This is a genomic window from Nostoc sp. CALU 546, from assembly GCF_048836525.1.
Window position 1 is genome coordinate 45,917 of sequence record NZ_JAWJTF010000013.1, and the last position, 17,193, is coordinate 63,109.

The window sequence follows — 17,193 nt, forward strand, 5'->3', positions numbered from 1 at the left end:
CTCACTCAGTCGTGTCCAGTCCAGATTTACCTAGACATTACCTAGACATGAGCCAAACAGGGAAAAACAAGAAACTGGCATCTTTTAACTGCGACCAAAAGATGTGGGAGCAGTTTATCGCCCGTTGTAAGTCGAAAGGGACGACGGCAACAGCCACGCTGACCCAATTTATCGAACTCTACCTAGATGATCTAGATAACCTTGATGCAATTGGTGGCAATGATTTAGATAAACGCCTCGACTCTAAGATTAAGGCAAGTGTTGAGGAGTACTTGGTTGCTGGTAACAATAGTCACCCCAGTCTTACGAATGAAACGATATTAGCTATTTGCTCACGACTTGATAAGCTCGAGTCACAGTTTTCAAGTGAATCTAGCAACGAAACCGGAGCAATCCATAATCTCGCCGATTTATCAGAAAAAGTGGAGGGGATAACAGCCCGAATGACACAGTTTACTGAGGCGATTATTAAAATTCAAAATCATCTCAATAACCAACAAGGGCGGGGCAAGAAATCGTACTACAACAATTCATCCTTCAAAGGGCATACTCCCCGAATCCAACCGTTGACGGAAGAAGGTTTAGCTTCAAGACTTGGTGTAAGCGTAGAAACTATACGTGAGCAGCGAAATAAGCTGCACCCACCGCTTTTTGTGGCATGGTGCAAGGGGAAGGATAAATCGGGTATGGGATGGGAATTTAACGAAAATACGGGATCATATCATCCTGCAAGTTAGTATTTTTATTAATTTCAAGAATTTCTGAATTTACACTGATTCGCTCGTCTTTTTGCGATCGCCAAACAATTATTTTGTTGTCCTCAATAGAAGACATCGCTGTGGCCACTGAAAAAAACTTCTATAAAATATCCTAGAAACGAATGGCAGCCATTCACAGTACCCTCAAGGGTACTTTCTCTATCAAGAACTACTTGAGGGCTTCCATCTCTGTGAGCAATTCTCGATGTTGGTTGACAGTGGTTAAATAATGCTAGTTTATCAGGTTACTTTAAGTATACGCAATTCAGCCTAAGTTTTTTAAGTAATATTACTGAGCGTTAAATTACTATTTAATTTCAATCCAATAATTGTCTATGTGATACTAGGTAGATTATACCTTTTATATTCTCTTCATTTAAAAGTTTTCTGCTGAAAATAGCCACTTGCTATAGACGTATATAAAATAACATTATTAAGATGTAGCAGGTGCTAAATAACAAATAGATTAAAAGCTATTTTATACCTGCAACGCAACTTTCAAAAAGATGGTTGTAGATTAGCACTCCAAGCTAACCAGGCATTAGGGTTTAGGGGAGTGAGTTTTTCATGATTAGAGGAGGGATAATACCAGTCCAGTTACAAGGGGGAAGACACGAGTGACTGACATTGTAACTGGACAGATTGTGCGCGTGCGATCGCGGCAATATCTTGTAGAAGAAGTTGTGTCGAAACCGTCTCCAGAGCAAGACACAAAAGTTAGCCTTTCTTGTTTAGAAGATGATGCGTTAGGAGAATCGCTAGAAGTCCTGTGGGAACGCGAAATAGATGCCAAAATCGTCGGGGCGACATCATGGGAATCGATAGCGAATCGAGGTTTTGATAATCCGCGTCTGTTTTCTGCTTACCTGCACACATTACGGTGGAATTGCGTAACTTCCACAGATGCCAAGCTTTTCCAAGCGCCTTACCGTGCGGGAATAGAAGTCAAAGCTTATCAATTAGAGCCGCTACGTAAAGCTTTGCTGATGCCAAGAGTTGGTTTGTTCATTGCTGACGATGTAGGGTTGGGCAAGACAATTGAAGCAGGGCTGATACTGCGTGAGATGCTGATGCGCCAAAAGGTTAGACGAGTCGTTATCTCGTGTCCGCCATCAGTGGTAAGGCAGTGGCAAGAAGAAATGGAGAGTCGCTTTGGACTCACATTTATGATTCTGGATCGTGAGTTTATTGCTGCGCGTCGTCAAGAACGGGGTTATGGAATTAACCCTTGGATGACACACACTCGGTTCATTATTTCCCATGCCTTGCTACGAGATGAAACATACACCGCACCGTTACGGGACTGGCTTGGTGATTTTGCGGCTGCTTCCATGCTCATCCTTGATGAAGCTCACAATGCTGCACCTGCGAGTGGTGCAAAGTATGCCGTTGATTCCCAACTTACCAAAACTGTTCGAGACTTAGCACCGCGTTTTGAACACAAGCTGTTTTTATCTGCCACTCCCCACAATGGACACTCCAACAGCTTTGCTGCCTTACTAGAAATTCTCGACCCCCAGCGTTTCTGCCGAGGAGTACCCGTTCGTAATCGCAAGTTGCTGGACACTGTAATGGTGCGGCGCTTAAAACAAGATTTACGGGAGATTGGAGAAGAGTTTCCCCAACGCTACGTTCTTCCTATAGTTATTGATAACCTGCCAGAAGACGCGCCAGAACTCAAATTATCCCGATTGCTGCAACAATATCGCAATCTGCGGGAGGAAAAGCTCAAAGATGCAGCGAAGTCTACCCAGACTACGGCAATGCTGGTAATTACTTCCCTGCAAAAGCGTCTTTTATCTTCCATAGAGGCATTTGCTCGGACTTTAAAGGTGCATCGGACGGGGATGGAAAAGCAAGCGGCTCACCGCCCCACCATACATCAAGCCAGTCTCCCGTTGCTGTTTGAACCCCCTGGTGCTGATGATGAACGGGCTGAATTTTCCGAAGAGGAAGTAATTGCAGAAGAAGATGCTCAAATGGCAGCAGCTAGTATGCAGGCTGCCGGCCAAACAGCGCGTGAGTTAGCGATTTTAGATGAAATGGCAGATGTCGCTAATTCCTCTCGCTATCAGCCAGATCCACGGATTCAACAACTGGTGGAGTGGATTCGCCAAAATCTTTGCCCTGATTTGGGTCAGCCGAATGCTGCTTGGTTAGAACGACGAGTAATTATCTTTACAGAATATACAGATACTAAACGTTATTTACAGCAGCAATTACAAAGTGCGATCGCTAACTCTAACCGTGAACATGAACGCATAGATGTATTTCATGGGGGCATTGGAGAAGAACGCCGCGAAGCTATTAAAAGTGCATTTAACGCTGACCCAGCACGTCATCCCTTACGAATCCTGATTGCTACAGATGCAGCACGAGAAGGGGTGAACCTCCAAAATAACTGTGCTGACTTGTTCCACTTTGATGTGCCGTGGAACCCATCAAGGATGGAACAGCGTAACGGACGGATTGACCGGAAATTACAGCGATCGCCTGTTGTCCATTGTTACTACTTTGTTTTACCGCAACGCACAGAAGACAAAGTATTAGATGTACTGGTGCGGAAAACAGTGACGATTCAACAAGAACTTGGCAGCCTTGCACCAGTAGTTGAAAGAAATGTGTCACGCTTACTGGCTAATGGAATTCGCCACCAAGAAGTAAATAATCTTGCCGATTCGATTAATAAAGCAGAGCAACTCAGTAACAAGGAAACAGTAAACACGCAAGTAATTAATGAGGAACTGGAGCAAGCCAGACTCCGCCAACAGGATCTGACTAAACAAGTAGAGAATTTACAAGAAATGTTGAAAGACTCGCGGGATTGGTTGGGACTAGATGACAATCACTTCCGTAATGCCATCTCTGCTTCTTTAGAAATACTGGGAGTCCCAACACTTGCCCCTGTAGATGTGAATGAGGTTGCTAACAATCCTGTAACTGCGCGTTGGACAATTCCGGCTCTCGATCAGCGTACTGGTGCAGATCCAACATGGTCAACTACACTTGATACCTTGAGAACACCTCGAAAAATCGGACAAAAGCCTTGGGAATGGCGGAAAGAAGCACCAATTCGTCCTGTAGTCTTTCGAGATCCTGGTTCCTTGGATGGGGATGTAGTTCATCTGCATTTAGAACACAGAATTGTTCAGCGTTTACTGAGCAGGTTTTTAGCTCAGGGCTTCTTGCATGATGAATTAACTCGTGCTTGTGTTTGTCTGACTAATGACCCAATGCCAAAAGCGATTGCACTGGGACGGCTGGCTCTGTATGGTGAACGGGCTTCTCGCTTGCACGACCAAGTGATTGCAGTAGCAGCAGAGTGGTCAGACCCAAGCAGTCGGGGACGCAAGAAACTTCAGCCTTTAAGAGAAGGCGAGAAAGACAACGTACTGGAATTACTGGAAAATTCCCTAGCTTCCCCTCACTTGCTGGAAGTTGCCGAAGCCGTGAAAGAGCGACTGAAAAAAAGTGCTGCCCAAGATGTAGCAGAGTTAATTCCGCATCTGGAACGTCGCGCCACAGCTTTGGCTGAAAGTGCTGAGAAAAAGCTGGCTAATCGGGGTACTAAAGAAGCTGCTGAGATGAAGAACATTCTGGAGGAACAGCAGACGCGAATTATCAAGTGTCAGGAAGAATCTAAGGCAGTGCAGTTGTCTCTTCCATTTATAGAAGAACAGCGCCAATTGGATGCAGACCGTCGCCATTGGGAAAAACGCCTGCAAGCGATCGCAACCGAACTAATTTCAGAACCAGCCCGAATTGAAGCCGCCTACAAAGTAAAAGCAGTGCGGGTTGAGCCAGTCGGCGTAATTTATTTATGGCCGATTTCCGGCTAGAGGGAGTAGAAACAATGGCAAATGATCCAGAAATTCGGTTACATAAAGAATGGTTAGGCTTTCTCCAGCCGGTGGGGTTGGTGGTGTCTCCGCCGGCATTGTCAGCAGCCCAAGCTGTGGTTAATCGCAATGTGGTGGAACTGCAACAAACACTCGCTACAGTTGCCAGACGTGAACCCGTCTCCGGTGACATAGACAAAGAAACCTTTGGAATTGACGACTTTCCTGCTTTCACTATCAATGTTTTAGGTTGGCAACCAGAAGATTTAGTTGCCAGTCCAGAAGAATTAGCGATCGCGCTCCCAGATTACAACGAAGTTTTGATACCCACGTATGCTGTACCCGACCCTAATGGCAACTGGATGATGCTGGTACAGGTGCTTCCTGATGGTACTGAACTTGACAATGCTGGGGCGGAGGATAGTAAATCTACTGGTTGGCACGCTAGCCCCCAGTCTAAGTTTGAGCGCCTTTTAAAAGAAACGAAAGTTTATACTGGGCTATTGTGCAATGGTACAGAATTACGTTTGGTTTACGCACCACTTGGTGAGTCATCAGGACACCTGACTTTTCCTGTACAGGCAATGTGTGAGGTATCTGGGCGGTTGATTTTGGGTGCAATGGAGATGTTGCTCTCGGCTGACCGACTGTTTAATGTCCCTAGCGATCGCCGTTTGTCTGCAATTCTGGAAAAAAGTCGTAAATATCAAAACGATGTCTCTATAAAGCTTGCAGAGCAGGTATTAGAGGCATTATGGGATTTACTGCGCGGCTTCCAAATAGCAGATGCAACTACTAAAAGCGGCTTAATAAGTGACATTGCCACGACTGCACCCCAGCATATTTACGGTGGGCTGATTACTGTTTTGCTGCGGTTAGTGTTTCTACTTTACGCTGAAGACCGGGGATTGATGTCTCAAGATGCAGTTTATACACGCTACTACTCAGTTAGTGGTCTTTACGAGCGCTTGCGAGAAGATGCAGGCAACTACCCGGATACAATGGATCAACGGTATGGTGCTTGGGCATGGTTGCTGAGTCTGTTCCGTTTGGTTTACGACGGCGGCGGTCATGCTGATTTGTATTTACCTGCTCGTCATGGGCAACTATTTAACCCAGATGAGTATCCGTTTTTAGAAGGTCGTCCCCAGTCTACAAAATATCAAACAGGGGAAAGTCTTGAACCCCCTCGCGTTTCAGATGGGGTAATTCACCGGGTATTGCAAGGGTTGCTGATACTGGATGGAGAACGTCTGTCTTACCGTTCTCTAGACGTTGAGCAAATTGGTTCCGTCTATCAAGCGATTATGGGCTACGAGGTAGAAAGAGCAAGTAGTCCTGCTATCGGTGTTTGGAGTAAACCCAAAGGTTCTAAATCTTCGGTAACAGTTGTTGTCAGCGTTGAGGAAGTTCTCAAAACTAAGGTGGGAGAACGGGCTAAATATTTAAAGGATGTTGCAGGTTGCGAAATTACTGGTAAATCCCTAACTGAGTTAAAGGATGCGAGGACAGCAGAGGATGTAGTGGCAGCTTTAGGACGCAAGATATCACCGAAAACGCCGAGTTTAATGTCTGTCGGTTCTCTGTATTTGCAACCGGGGGAAGAACTGCGGCGGAGTGGTTCTCATTATACGCCTCGTGCTTTGACTGAGCCGATTGTTAAAGAAACTCTCAGACCAATTTTATCGGCTTTGGGAGAAAACCCCACACCTGAGCAGATTTTAGAGTTGAAAGTTTGTGATTTGGCGATGGGTTCGGGCGCATTTTTGGTCGAAAGTTGTCGTCAGTTGGCAGAGAAATTAGTTGAAGCGTGGAATAAGCAAAACGTATTACCTGAAATTCCAATTGATGAAGAACCGTTACTTTATGCGCGGCGGTTAGTAGCGCAACGGTGTTTGTATGGTGTGGATAAAAACCCATTTGCAGTGAATTTAGCTAAATTATCGCTGTGGTTAGCGACTTTGGCGAAATCTCATCCATTTACTTTTTTAGACCATGCTTTGAAGTGGGGAGATTCTTTAGTTGGGTTAACTTCTGAACAAATTAAAACGTTTAATTGGGATGAAGACAAGACTTATAAAGACCTAAACTCACCTTTGTTTAATCTATCAATGGATAAAGCGAAGTTTTATCGCAATGGAATTCACAATTTAGATGAAGATAATTATGCAGCCAAGCGCGAATTTTACAAAAATATAGAAACAGAGTTGGCGGATATTCGGCTGAAAGGGGATTTGGTTATTGCTTCATTTTTCGCTAAGGATAAGGACAAAGCAAGAAAGGATGAGCGTGATAATTCATGGTTGAAGTTTTATCAATGGCAGAAAAATCAAGAAGATGATTTAGATGTCAGGCGAATTTGTGCAGAATTGCGGTATGGCGAGAAACCAGTTCCCACCTTTAATTGGGAGATTGAATTTCCAGAGGTATTTGATAGAGATAATCCGGGGTTTGATGCGATTGTTGGTAATCCGCCATTTGCCGGGAAGAATACAACAATAAATGCTCATGTTTCTGGTTATCAGGATTGGTTAAAAGTTGTTAATCCCGAATCTCATGGGAATGCTGATTTGGTAGCGCATTTTTTCCGACGAGCGTTTAGCCTTTTACGCCAGTCTGGATGTTTTGGATTGATTGCCACAAATACCATTGCCCAAGGTGACACTCGCAGCACTGGTTTGAGATATATCTGTGAGCAGGGCGGTACGATTTACAATGCTCAAAAGCGGATGAAGTGGCCGGGTTTAGCGGCGGTTGTCGTGAGTGTTATTCATGTTTTTAAAGGGAAATACGAAAATACAAAATTGCTAGATGGAAGAGAGGTTAACTTAATTTCTACATTTTTATTTCATGCAGGGGGTAATGAAAATCCGGCGGTGTTATTGGCTAATGCTGGCAAAAGCTTTATCGGGAGCTATGTGTTAGGAATGGGTTTTACTTTTGATGATTCAAATCCTGATGCTACACCCCTTTCTGAAATGCACCAATTGATTGAACAAAATCCTAAAAATGCAGAAAGGATTTTTCCTTATATCGGAGGTGATGAGGTTAATTCTAGTCCGATTCATGCTTATCAGCGTTATGTAATTAATTTTTTTGATATGAGTGAAGAAGATGCTTGGAATTTTCCTGATTTAATGGAAATTGTAAAAGCTAAAGTCAAGCCTGAGCGTGATGTTCAAAAGCGCGATGCTTTACGCATTAAATGGTGGCAATATGCAGAAAAAAGACCTGGGCTAGTGAATGCGATCGCACATTTTAAACGAGTTTTAGTTATCGCAAGAGTTACAAAATATGTTGCATTTACTTTCCTAGATGCAAACATAATATTTAATGAAAAACTTGTTGTATTTCCATTTGAAAATACAAATGTATTTTGCTTGCTACAGTCACAGATACATGAAATATTTACACGATTCTTCTCTTCTACTTTGGGAGATGGGCTTAATTACTCCCCTTCTGACTGTTTTCAAACCTTCCCCTTCCCGGAAAACTGGGAAACCAACCCCACTCTAGAAACTGCTGGTAAAACCTACTATGAATACCGCGCCGACTTAATGGTTCGCAACAACCAGGGACTCACCGACACATACAACCGCTTCCACGATCCCGACGAACGCCACCCTGATATTTTACAACTACGCTTACTCCACGCCCAAATGGATCGCGCCGTCCTCGATGCTTACGGCTGGACAGATATTTCCACAGACTGCACCTTCCTGCTGGACTACGAAGACGAAGAAGACGACGAAAACACCAGCAAACGCCAGAAGAAAAAGCCTTGGCGCTACCGTTGGCCCGAAGAAATTCACGACGAAGTATTAGCCCGTTTACTCGAACTCAACCAGCAACGCGCCGAAGCGGAAATTTTAGGCGGTAAAGCTGCACAGAAATCCAAGGCAAAAGGGAATACTAAAAAAGTAGCGAAATCTCGCAAGGCGACGGAAACGACTTTAACTATTCCTGATTTTCCCTCTACTTCTATGTGACAGGTTCAACGTTAGCCATACCGATGAATTCCCAAAAAAGCATAGCCATCCTAAATCATTTATGAACACTTACTGTTCCCTGTTCCCTATTCCCTGTTCCCTGCCCTCATTATGACCACATCTGCCGAAGTGCGATCGCATCTAATCCGCGCCATGCAACTAGACTTGGTGGGGCCAACCCCTGATGATGTTGAATATGCCGAGGAAATCCTCACCCAAGCTCCTTCTAAGTGGTATCTTACAGGTTTTTTAGTACCTTTTGGAGCGCCTGTTGAAGTGCGATCGGACGAAACAGCAGACGACACACTCGAACAACTTAGTAGCAGTGATACTAATGAAGATGCCAATGCTCCCGAAGCCTCCTCAGCCCGTAAAGCTCACTTTCCTTCTTCCATTGGCTTGAGCTTTCTTCTACCAGAAAATACCACAGAACTGAATATAACTGTGCAGTGGGGTGACTACCAATTTCTTGAAAGCGAAACAGAATTAGATGATAGCGAGAATCCCCAGTCAGCCAAGCAAGAATTATGGCAACGCTCTCCTCATTGCATTAGTATGCCTATTTCTCTGCTGGGAAATCAACGAAAAATTCAGATTGAAGTTCCAGACAGCAACGGCTTAAAGTTATTTGTGTCAAATCGGGCTGTAGCTTCATCACCTCAACAAAAACTCCCTGTTGGTACGCGTTCAGTTTCAGTATTCTTAGTTAACTACCGCAGCAACAATCCCAACCAAAAGCACGACATCAGTTTTATTTTTCAAGCCTGCCTCACCATCCGCACAGCTGACGCTTTTGTATCCCGCCCTAACTTGCGGGGGCAAAATAGCCAAGACAGGGACGAAGCGGTGTCAAGCCTGCAATACCGCAACGATTGCGAATATGCTGTTGGACACAACGTTTCTGCTATTACTATCCTTAGCTCGAATCATATCTGTCAAGAAATTCGTACTAACTGGATGCCCACAGCAGAGGTGGCCAGAGTAGAACCAGCAGAAATTCCGGGGCTAGAACTAGGCATGGAAGCACTAGCTAAGGCAAAAGACGCGGCAACAATCTCTCAGATGGTTTACCCAATGGTGACTGCATATACTGACTGGATTACCAAACAGCAAGCCGCAGCCCCCACTGAACCGCACCAGAGAAAGATTGCTAGTGAATTATTAACCACAGCTAGCAGGATTAAGCAACGCATTGCCGCCGGATTACAAGCTTTAGACGATCCTCTGGTGTTAGAAGCTTTTCAAATTGCTAACCAAGCCCTAGCAACTGCTAGAAGACAACGCCTAACTCACGATAATCCAGACAAATCCCCTGAAGACTTTTCACCACCGAAGTGGCGACCTTTCCAGCTAGCTTTTCTGCTGTTGAACATCCTGAGCATTGCTCAACCAGAACATCCAGATCGGGAAATAGTAGATTTGCTGTTCTTTCCCACTGGTGGCGGCAAAACCGAAGCCTATTTAGGGTTGGCAGCGTTTACTCTCGTGCTGCGTCGTCTGCGCGATCCTAGTATCCACTCTGCTGGTGTCAGCGTTCTCATGCGCTACACTCTGCGCCTCCTGACCCTAGACCAATTGGAAAGAGCCGCAACCCTCGTCTGTGCCTTAGAACTAGAACGTCAGCAAAATCCGAGACTAGGTAAGCATCCCTTTGAGATTGGGTTGTGGGTTGGGCAGGGTGCCACACCCAATAAAATGGGTAAAAAAGGCGACAAAGATAATTCAGCTTGGGCGCGGACTCAAGAATTTGATCGGCATTATCCTCATAAACCAAAGCCGATTCCCCTAGAAAGGTGTCCTTGGTGTGGCACGGAATTGAAAGCGCGATCGTTTCAACTTTTACCACTTGCCGATGCACCTACTGACCTACGGGTAATCTGCGACAACCGCAAAAAACACGCAGATGGTAAACCTGCTTGTGTATTTAAAGGCAACAACCCCCTACCCATCGTTGCCGTAGATGAACAAATCTATCGACGGCTTCCTTGCTTCATAATTTCCACCGTTGATAAATTTGCGAATCTGCCTTGGGTCGGTCAAACTGGAGCGCTATTTGGCAAGGTAACTCATTTTGATGAAAAAGTCGGATTCACTGGGCCAGCTGATGCTAAAACCAAAGGTCGAGCCTTAGACAAAAATTTACCCCCACCAGATTTGATTATTCAAGACGAATTGCACTTGATTTCTGGGCCTCTGGGAACAATGGTGGGATTATACGAAACGGTTATCGATGTTCTGTGTAGTGTGACGCACAATCATAAAACTATCCGACCGAAGATTATTGCCTCCACTGCTACAGTCCGCCGTGCCGAGCGCCAAATTCAAGCTTTGTTTAGTCACAGCCAGGTAGATATTTTTCCGCCTCCTGGGCCCGATCGCCACGACTCCTTTTTTGCCGAAACCGTACCAATTACCAAAACACCGGGACGGCTTTATGTCGGAGTTGTAGCCCAAGGACGCAGCCTCAAGGTAGTTCTGTTACGAGCATACTTAGCCCTGTTGGGAGCAGCTAAACAAGCTTGGGAAGATGCCGGGGGGAAAACAAATCCGCATAATCCTGCTGACCCTTATATGACACTGCTAGGTTATTTTAATTCCCTGCGGGAATTGGGTGGTAGTCGCCGCCTAGTGGAAGATGAGGTAAACTCGCGCCTGAGTCATTATGGCGATCGCCGTCGCTACCAAGAACCGTTTAGCTTATTTTGCGATCGCAAAATAGATGATGAACCAGAAGAATTAACCTCTCGCATCAGCACTAACAAAGTTGCTAATACCAAACGTCGTCTAGCTTTACCTTTTCATGAGAAAGAAAGAGTTGATATTGCCCTAGCAACTAACATGATTTCCGTAGGGCTAGATATCACGCGCTTAGGGCTGATGGTAGTTTTAGGACAGCCGAAAACCACTGCCGAATACATCCAAGCCACCAGCCGCGTCGGTCGAGAAGCTGAAAAACCTGGTTTAGTCGTTACCTTACTCAACATTCACCGACCGCGCGATCGCTCTCACTACGAACGTTTTCAAATCTGGCATGATACTTTCTACCGCACAGTCGAAGCAAGTAGCGTTACTCCCTTCTCACCCCGCGCCATCGATCGGGGTTTATCAGGTGTTACCGTTGCCCTTGCCAGATTAGGTAATCCAGAAATGACAGCGCCTCTAGGTGCTGCTCAAATTACCCAACATCGCCAGCTTTTAGATTTTGTGGTGGATGCGATCGTTAAACGTGCAGAAGGACATAGCCCCTTAAAAGCCGATGAAGCCGAAAGTCTGCGTCAAGAAATCCGGCGACAAGTTATAGACCGTTTAGATACATGGCAACATATTGCCGTGCAAGACCAACGCCTACAATATCAACGCAATGAAATAGAGATGGCGGCCCCTTTACTACTTGATGCCCTTGACCCCAAGGCGGACAAAGAAAGTAGCGATCGGCAAAAATTCAAAGCCCAACGCAGCTTGCGGGATGTCGAGCCAGTAGTGAAACTTTTTGTGCGTGACCCTGTTGGTTTAGAAATAGAGGAAGAAGTTTAATGAAAAAGTCAAATAATAAAATAAAACCACAAGCAGAAATCCGCCAAAGCCAGCTTTTATCAACCTTTGGCCCAGGAGCGATGGTAGATTTACCTAAATACTCAGTAGTAATTGGGGGATTGACCTACTGGAAAGGCGAAATGCAGCCCATTCGTGAAGACCGTTTGAAAGATAAAGTTTGCGAAATGCTGCAAGTTAAGAATATCGAACTATTTAGTCCACCAAGAGAGACTTCAGACCCTAATATGCCCCTCACTGGTGTGGATGCATTTATTTTTCCTGCTTGGTTTGTAGCTCAAGTCGATCAAACCATTCGCTTCAACGGGAAAGATTACCGTACCCGTCCCCTAGCTAACTGGCGAACAGTTAAGGAGGGATCAAAATTTGAAGGACAGCGCGTGTCATACGTACCAGTCCGCTTTGTGCAAGCTTGTATAAATGGACATCTAAGCGATATAGACTGGTACGCCTTTGCCCATAATGATTTTAAAACCACCTGTCGGGGACAACTGTGGCTAGATGAAGGTGGCTCTGGGAATGACTTTGAAGAAATTTTTGTGCGCTGTGATGGCTGTAAAAAAGCCCGTCGTCCGCTTTCCATAGCTAAAGCCAAAAATTCCAAAGTTTTCGGACAATGCCAAGGGCATCGTCCTTGGCTGGGTGCTAAAGCTCAGGAACCTTGTTGGGTCTGTGTCCCAGATAAATCAGGTAATATTGTCCAAACCAACGAACCAGAACATAACCGTCTTTTGGTACGTTCTGCTAGTAATGCTTATTTTGCTCAAACCCTCAGCGTGATTTCGATTCCAGATGCTGATGAGCAATTGAAAAAAGTAGTGGATCGCCATTACTTACAGGACTTGGAATATTTGGAAGACTTGGATGAAGTGCAAAAAAATCTGAAAAGAAATCCTAAGTATGCTGACTTAACTAAATTTGGAGCAGAGGTGGTTTGGGCAGAAATTCAACGCCGTCAAAGTGGAAGAAGCAGCGATTCTAAAACCATCAAACAAGTAGAAATTGAAGCCTTACTTTCTTGTTCAGCAGAAATAGGTACTTCTAATGACGAGTTTTACGCTAGTAAACGCAAGTTAGACAATTTCAATCCCGCACTATTGCCATTTATAGAACAGGTAGTGTTGGTGCATCGTCTGCGAGAAGTAATTGCCCAAGTTGGCTTTACCCGTTTTGAGGCATCCATCCCTAATATTGAAGGAGAAATTGATGATTTAAGCATTAATGTGCGGCGTGCTGATTTGGATTTTGAACGTCAATGGGTGCCTGCGATTGAAAATAAAGGCGAAGGGGTGTTTATTGCCTTCAACAAACAAGCGATAAAAGATTGGCAGCAACGGAAGGCTGTTAAACAACAAGGGCAAAAATTAGAAAGGGGTTTCAATGTCTGGCGCGATCGCAAAGGCATTCCCCCAGAAAAAGCCATTTTCCCTGGACTTCCTTATATTATGCTGCATTCCCTATCACACCTCTTGATTACAGCAGTGTCTTTGGAGTGTGGTTATGCTGCTAGTTCAATTCGTGAACGCATCTATGCCAGTGATGCAGGTTATGGCATCCTTTTATATACTGGTTCTCCCGGTTCTGAGGGGACTTTAGGGGGACTTGTACAAGTAGGGAATCAACTTGAAGAACATTTGAATGTTGCCTTAGAGTTGGGAAAACTTTGTTCTAACGATCCAGTATGCGCTCAACATCAACCAGATAATGTACAAGAGGAAAGATTTTTACACGGATCTGCTTGTCACGGATGCCTACTGATCGCGGAAACTTCCTGTGAACGCCGCAATGAGTTTCTCGATAGAGCATTGGTTGTGGCTACTGTTGAAGGACTAGGAGCAGAATTCTTTCCAGATCAGGTACTTGTTTAATGGGTTTTCTCAACCTCAGTCGTCCAGCCCTTGTTAATTTGGCAGTAGCTTTAGAAACTGGCAGACTTTCCCCGCCCTTTTCTATATCCAATGTAGCTAACTACATCCCTGCGGCTTTAAATCGAGACATAGTTGATGAACTCAACCGCCTTAATGTTATGGGCGTACATTCTGAGCATATTGCTTACACGCTGCGACTGCTGGCAGAGGAACGAAGTACATCTCAAGCTGTGAGCGATGCCTACGGCGGGCTACGCCTACGCATTGACTTGGTTTGGACTGGCCCAGAAATTGCTGGTTCTCAAAGCCGCGATACTAGTGTTGTTGTGCGCGAGTTGTTTAGTACAGCCAAAACAAGTGTTCTGATTTCTAGCTTTGCTATTGATAAAAGACAAAAAGCACGAGAGTTATTTATGGTGCTGGCAGAACGAATGGATTTTAACCCAGAATTAAATGTGCGAATGTTTCTTAACGTTAATCGACCACACAATAATGAAGTACCAACATCTACTTTACTACGGGAGTTTGCCAGTAGTTTTCGCCAAGATATTTGGCCAGGAAAAAGACTACCTGAAGTATTTCACGATCCGCGATCGCTGACGGTGGGTGTGGAATCAAAAGCTTGTTTACACGCCAAGTGTGTTGTTGTAGATAAGGAGCGTGTACTTGTTACCTCCGCCAATTTTACAGAAGCGGCTCATGAGCGCAATATTGAAGCTGGTGTATTACTCAATGATCCAATAACTGCTCAAGCTTTACAAATGCAATTTGAAAGCTTGGTTATAAGAAATATCCTATGTCGAATTCCTGGAATCTGACTATTTTAAGCAAGATGTTATGACCTATTAGCTTTTTTAAGACAACCACAAATACTACTGCATCATTACATCAATAAAACAACTTCAACTCGGAATGCTAGCTTAGTGGATGAACTTTATTTAATGTTTAACCTAAAACTCTTATAAATGATTAACCTAACTACCTTTCATTCGTGTATTGCTCAATCTAATGCTCGTGGTTATGACCTGGATAACAAACAGAAGGAAGCTGTAGAGTATAGCGGAGGTTCTTTATGGCTGATAGCAGGGCCAGGTTCAGGGAAAAGTGAGGTATTGGTTACACGCACCTTAAAACTGCTTTGTGTAGATGGGATTAAACCACGCTCAATTTTGTTAACCACCTTCACTCAAAAGGCAGCGCGTAACCTTGAAGACAGATTGGCTACTTACTTGGTAGCATTACAGAACGCCGATTCTAGTCTTCGAGACGTAGACTTAGCAGAGATAAGGATAGGGACATTGCATAGCCTATGTAATGACATCCTCCAAGAATACCGTTATCCGAAATATCAAAATGTTCGACTTCTGGATCAGGTAGAACAGGATCTATTTGTTTATCGTCATGCTTCAATTGCAGATCATCAAGATTTAAACTTCTGGACACAGTTTGCTCATGCTGTTCGTGATTGGAGAGACAAAAAATATCCTCCTAACAAGTGGAAGCGTGCTAAGGCAGCAGTCACACTTTTTAACCATATTGTAGAAGATTATGTTGATGTCCAAAAAATGATTTTGGCTGGTGAAAACTGGGCAACTCTTGCAGGTTTTTACCAGCAATATACTCAAGCATTGCGGGATAAATATCGTTGTGACTTTGCTCATCTTCAAGCTTGCTTTCTTGAATTCCTAACCTCTTCTGCTAGTAAACGATTTTTAGAAGGAGATGGTCAAAATCAGCTTCCACTGCTGCACATACTCGTTGATGAATACCAAGATACTAATCCAATCCAAGAGCAGATATATCTTGCCCTTGCTAACCAGACACCACACAGTATTACCGTAGTGGGGGATGATGATCAAGCTTTATACCGTTTCCGAGGTGGAAATGTATCCTGCATGGTTAATTTTGACAAAGCTTGCCTAGCAGCCTTCGGTGTATCTCCTAAACAAATTCAACTAGATAAAAACTACCGTTCTCACTCTAGTATCGTTAATTTTTTTAACGACTACATCACTTCTTTTCCAGAAATGAAAACTTCTGGGGTACGTGCGCCCGGTAAAAATCCAGTCAATGCAGCATCTTCCATTACTGGCTCATACCCTGCTGTTTCTTGGATAACTCAGAAAAACGCAGGTAATTTACCAGATGCTGTTGCCAGTTTAATCAAAAACCACTTAATAGGTGATGGAATCATATCTGATCTTAGCCAGTGTGTTTTGCTGATGCGTAGTGCTAAAGACTCAAAAAACAACGCCGGATTGTATCTTGCTGCATTCCAGAAATATAATATTCCCGTTTATAATCCTCGCTCAAAGTCATTTATGGAAAGCGAAGAAGTGCAGTGTTTACTTGCTGCTTTGGTACAGGTGATTGATAGAAAACACACTTTTAGTTATAAATACAAAGATCCAACTGGAAAACCTTTATCATGGGTTGCAACCATTGATGAATGGTTTAAAACATTGGATATAGTTAGAAGTAAATCTCAGGTTGCCACACAACAATTAGATGACTACTTAAAACGTAGTAATGAAGAACTGCCCAAGTTGTGTGCATTCAACAATCAAAGTGTTTTTCTAAACCTTAATCTACTAGAAATTATCTATCGAATTCTCGCCCTAGAACCATTTCAAACATGGCAACAAGACCCTGTAAGAAATTTACGTCTTTCTAAGGTTAGTCGTCTTTTTGATGGATATCACAGTTTTAAATTAGATGGTTTGCGCTCAAACTCAGATGGAACTGATCTTGATCCAGGTTTTCTGCATCGTTTTTACAGCATGTTTATAAGCTACCTGATAGACGCTGGGATTGATGATGACGAAGATGAAGAAGTAATTGTACCCCAAGGGTATCTACCAGTAATGACTATTCACCAAGCTAAAGGTTTAGAGTTTCCTTTTGTCTTAGTTGGACAACTGGGTAAAAGAGGAGAGGTTGGAGCCGCACAAATTCTGGAGCGAGATTTAGAACCATTTAGGCAGGATATTTATCCTAGAAATACACGAACTCCAGAATTACTGGCGGTTGAAGATGATATCCGTTTACTATATGTAGCTTACTCACGCGCACAGCATGGTCTAATTTTAGTTGGCACACAAGATCATATTAAAAATCATGTAGCTGCACCTGGACGTAACTACACTAATTTTCGACAAAATACACTCGTAATTTGAATAAATTATTT

General features: G+C 43.9%; 7 protein-coding genes. All 7 read left to right on the forward strand.

Going from position 1 to position 17,193, the window contains the following annotated elements:
• Nucleotides 1-11: 11 nt before the first annotated feature.
• The 7 genes from RRG12_RS09215 (at nt 12) to RRG12_RS09245 (ending at nt 17,182) form a co-directional block, all read left to right on the forward strand.
• Nucleotides 12-737 carry a hypothetical protein gene (locus RRG12_RS09215; RefSeq protein WP_420759037.1) on the forward strand — a complete coding sequence of 242 codons (726 nt, stop codon included), beginning with the start codon at nt 12-14 and terminating at the stop codon, nt 735-737.
• A gap of 638 nt (nt 738-1,375) precedes the next feature.
• On the forward strand, nt 1,376-4,597 hold the full coding sequence (drmD, locus tag RRG12_RS09220; RefSeq protein ID WP_420759038.1) for a DISARM system SNF2-like helicase DrmD: 3,222 nt from the start codon (nt 1,376-1,378) through the stop codon (nt 4,595-4,597).
• Nucleotides 4,598-4,611: 14 nt separating this feature from the next.
• The gene (locus RRG12_RS09225) at nt 4,612-8,586 is read left to right on the forward strand and encodes an Eco57I restriction-modification methylase domain-containing protein (protein WP_420759039.1); all 3,975 of its coding nucleotides are present in this window, start codon (nt 4,612-4,614) and stop codon (nt 8,584-8,586) included.
• A 111-nt stretch (nt 8,587-8,697) separates the two neighbouring features.
• A complete protein-coding gene (drmA, locus tag RRG12_RS09230) occupies nt 8,698-12,120 on the forward strand; it encodes a DISARM system helicase DrmA (protein ID WP_420759040.1) in 3,423 nt (1,140 codons plus the stop codon).
• Nucleotides 12,120-14,006, forward strand: coding sequence for a DrmB family protein (gene drmB / locus RRG12_RS09235; protein WP_420759041.1), 1,887 nt, complete (start codon nt 12,120-12,122; stop codon nt 14,004-14,006). The genes drmA and drmB overlap by 1 nt, the downstream gene beginning before the upstream one ends.
• Entirely contained in the window at nt 14,006-14,824 is an 819-nt protein-coding gene (gene drmC, locus RRG12_RS09240) for a DISARM system phospholipase D-like protein DrmC (RefSeq protein WP_420759042.1), read from the forward strand. Before drmB ends, drmC begins: the two co-directional genes overlap by 1 nt.
• 147 nt (nt 14,825-14,971) lie before the next feature.
• Nucleotides 14,972-17,182 carry an ATP-dependent helicase gene (locus RRG12_RS09245; protein WP_094353456.1) on the forward strand — a complete coding sequence of 737 codons (2,211 nt, stop codon included), beginning with the start codon at nt 14,972-14,974 and terminating at the stop codon, nt 17,180-17,182.
• The last annotated feature ends 11 nt before the right edge of the window (nt 17,183-17,193 follow it).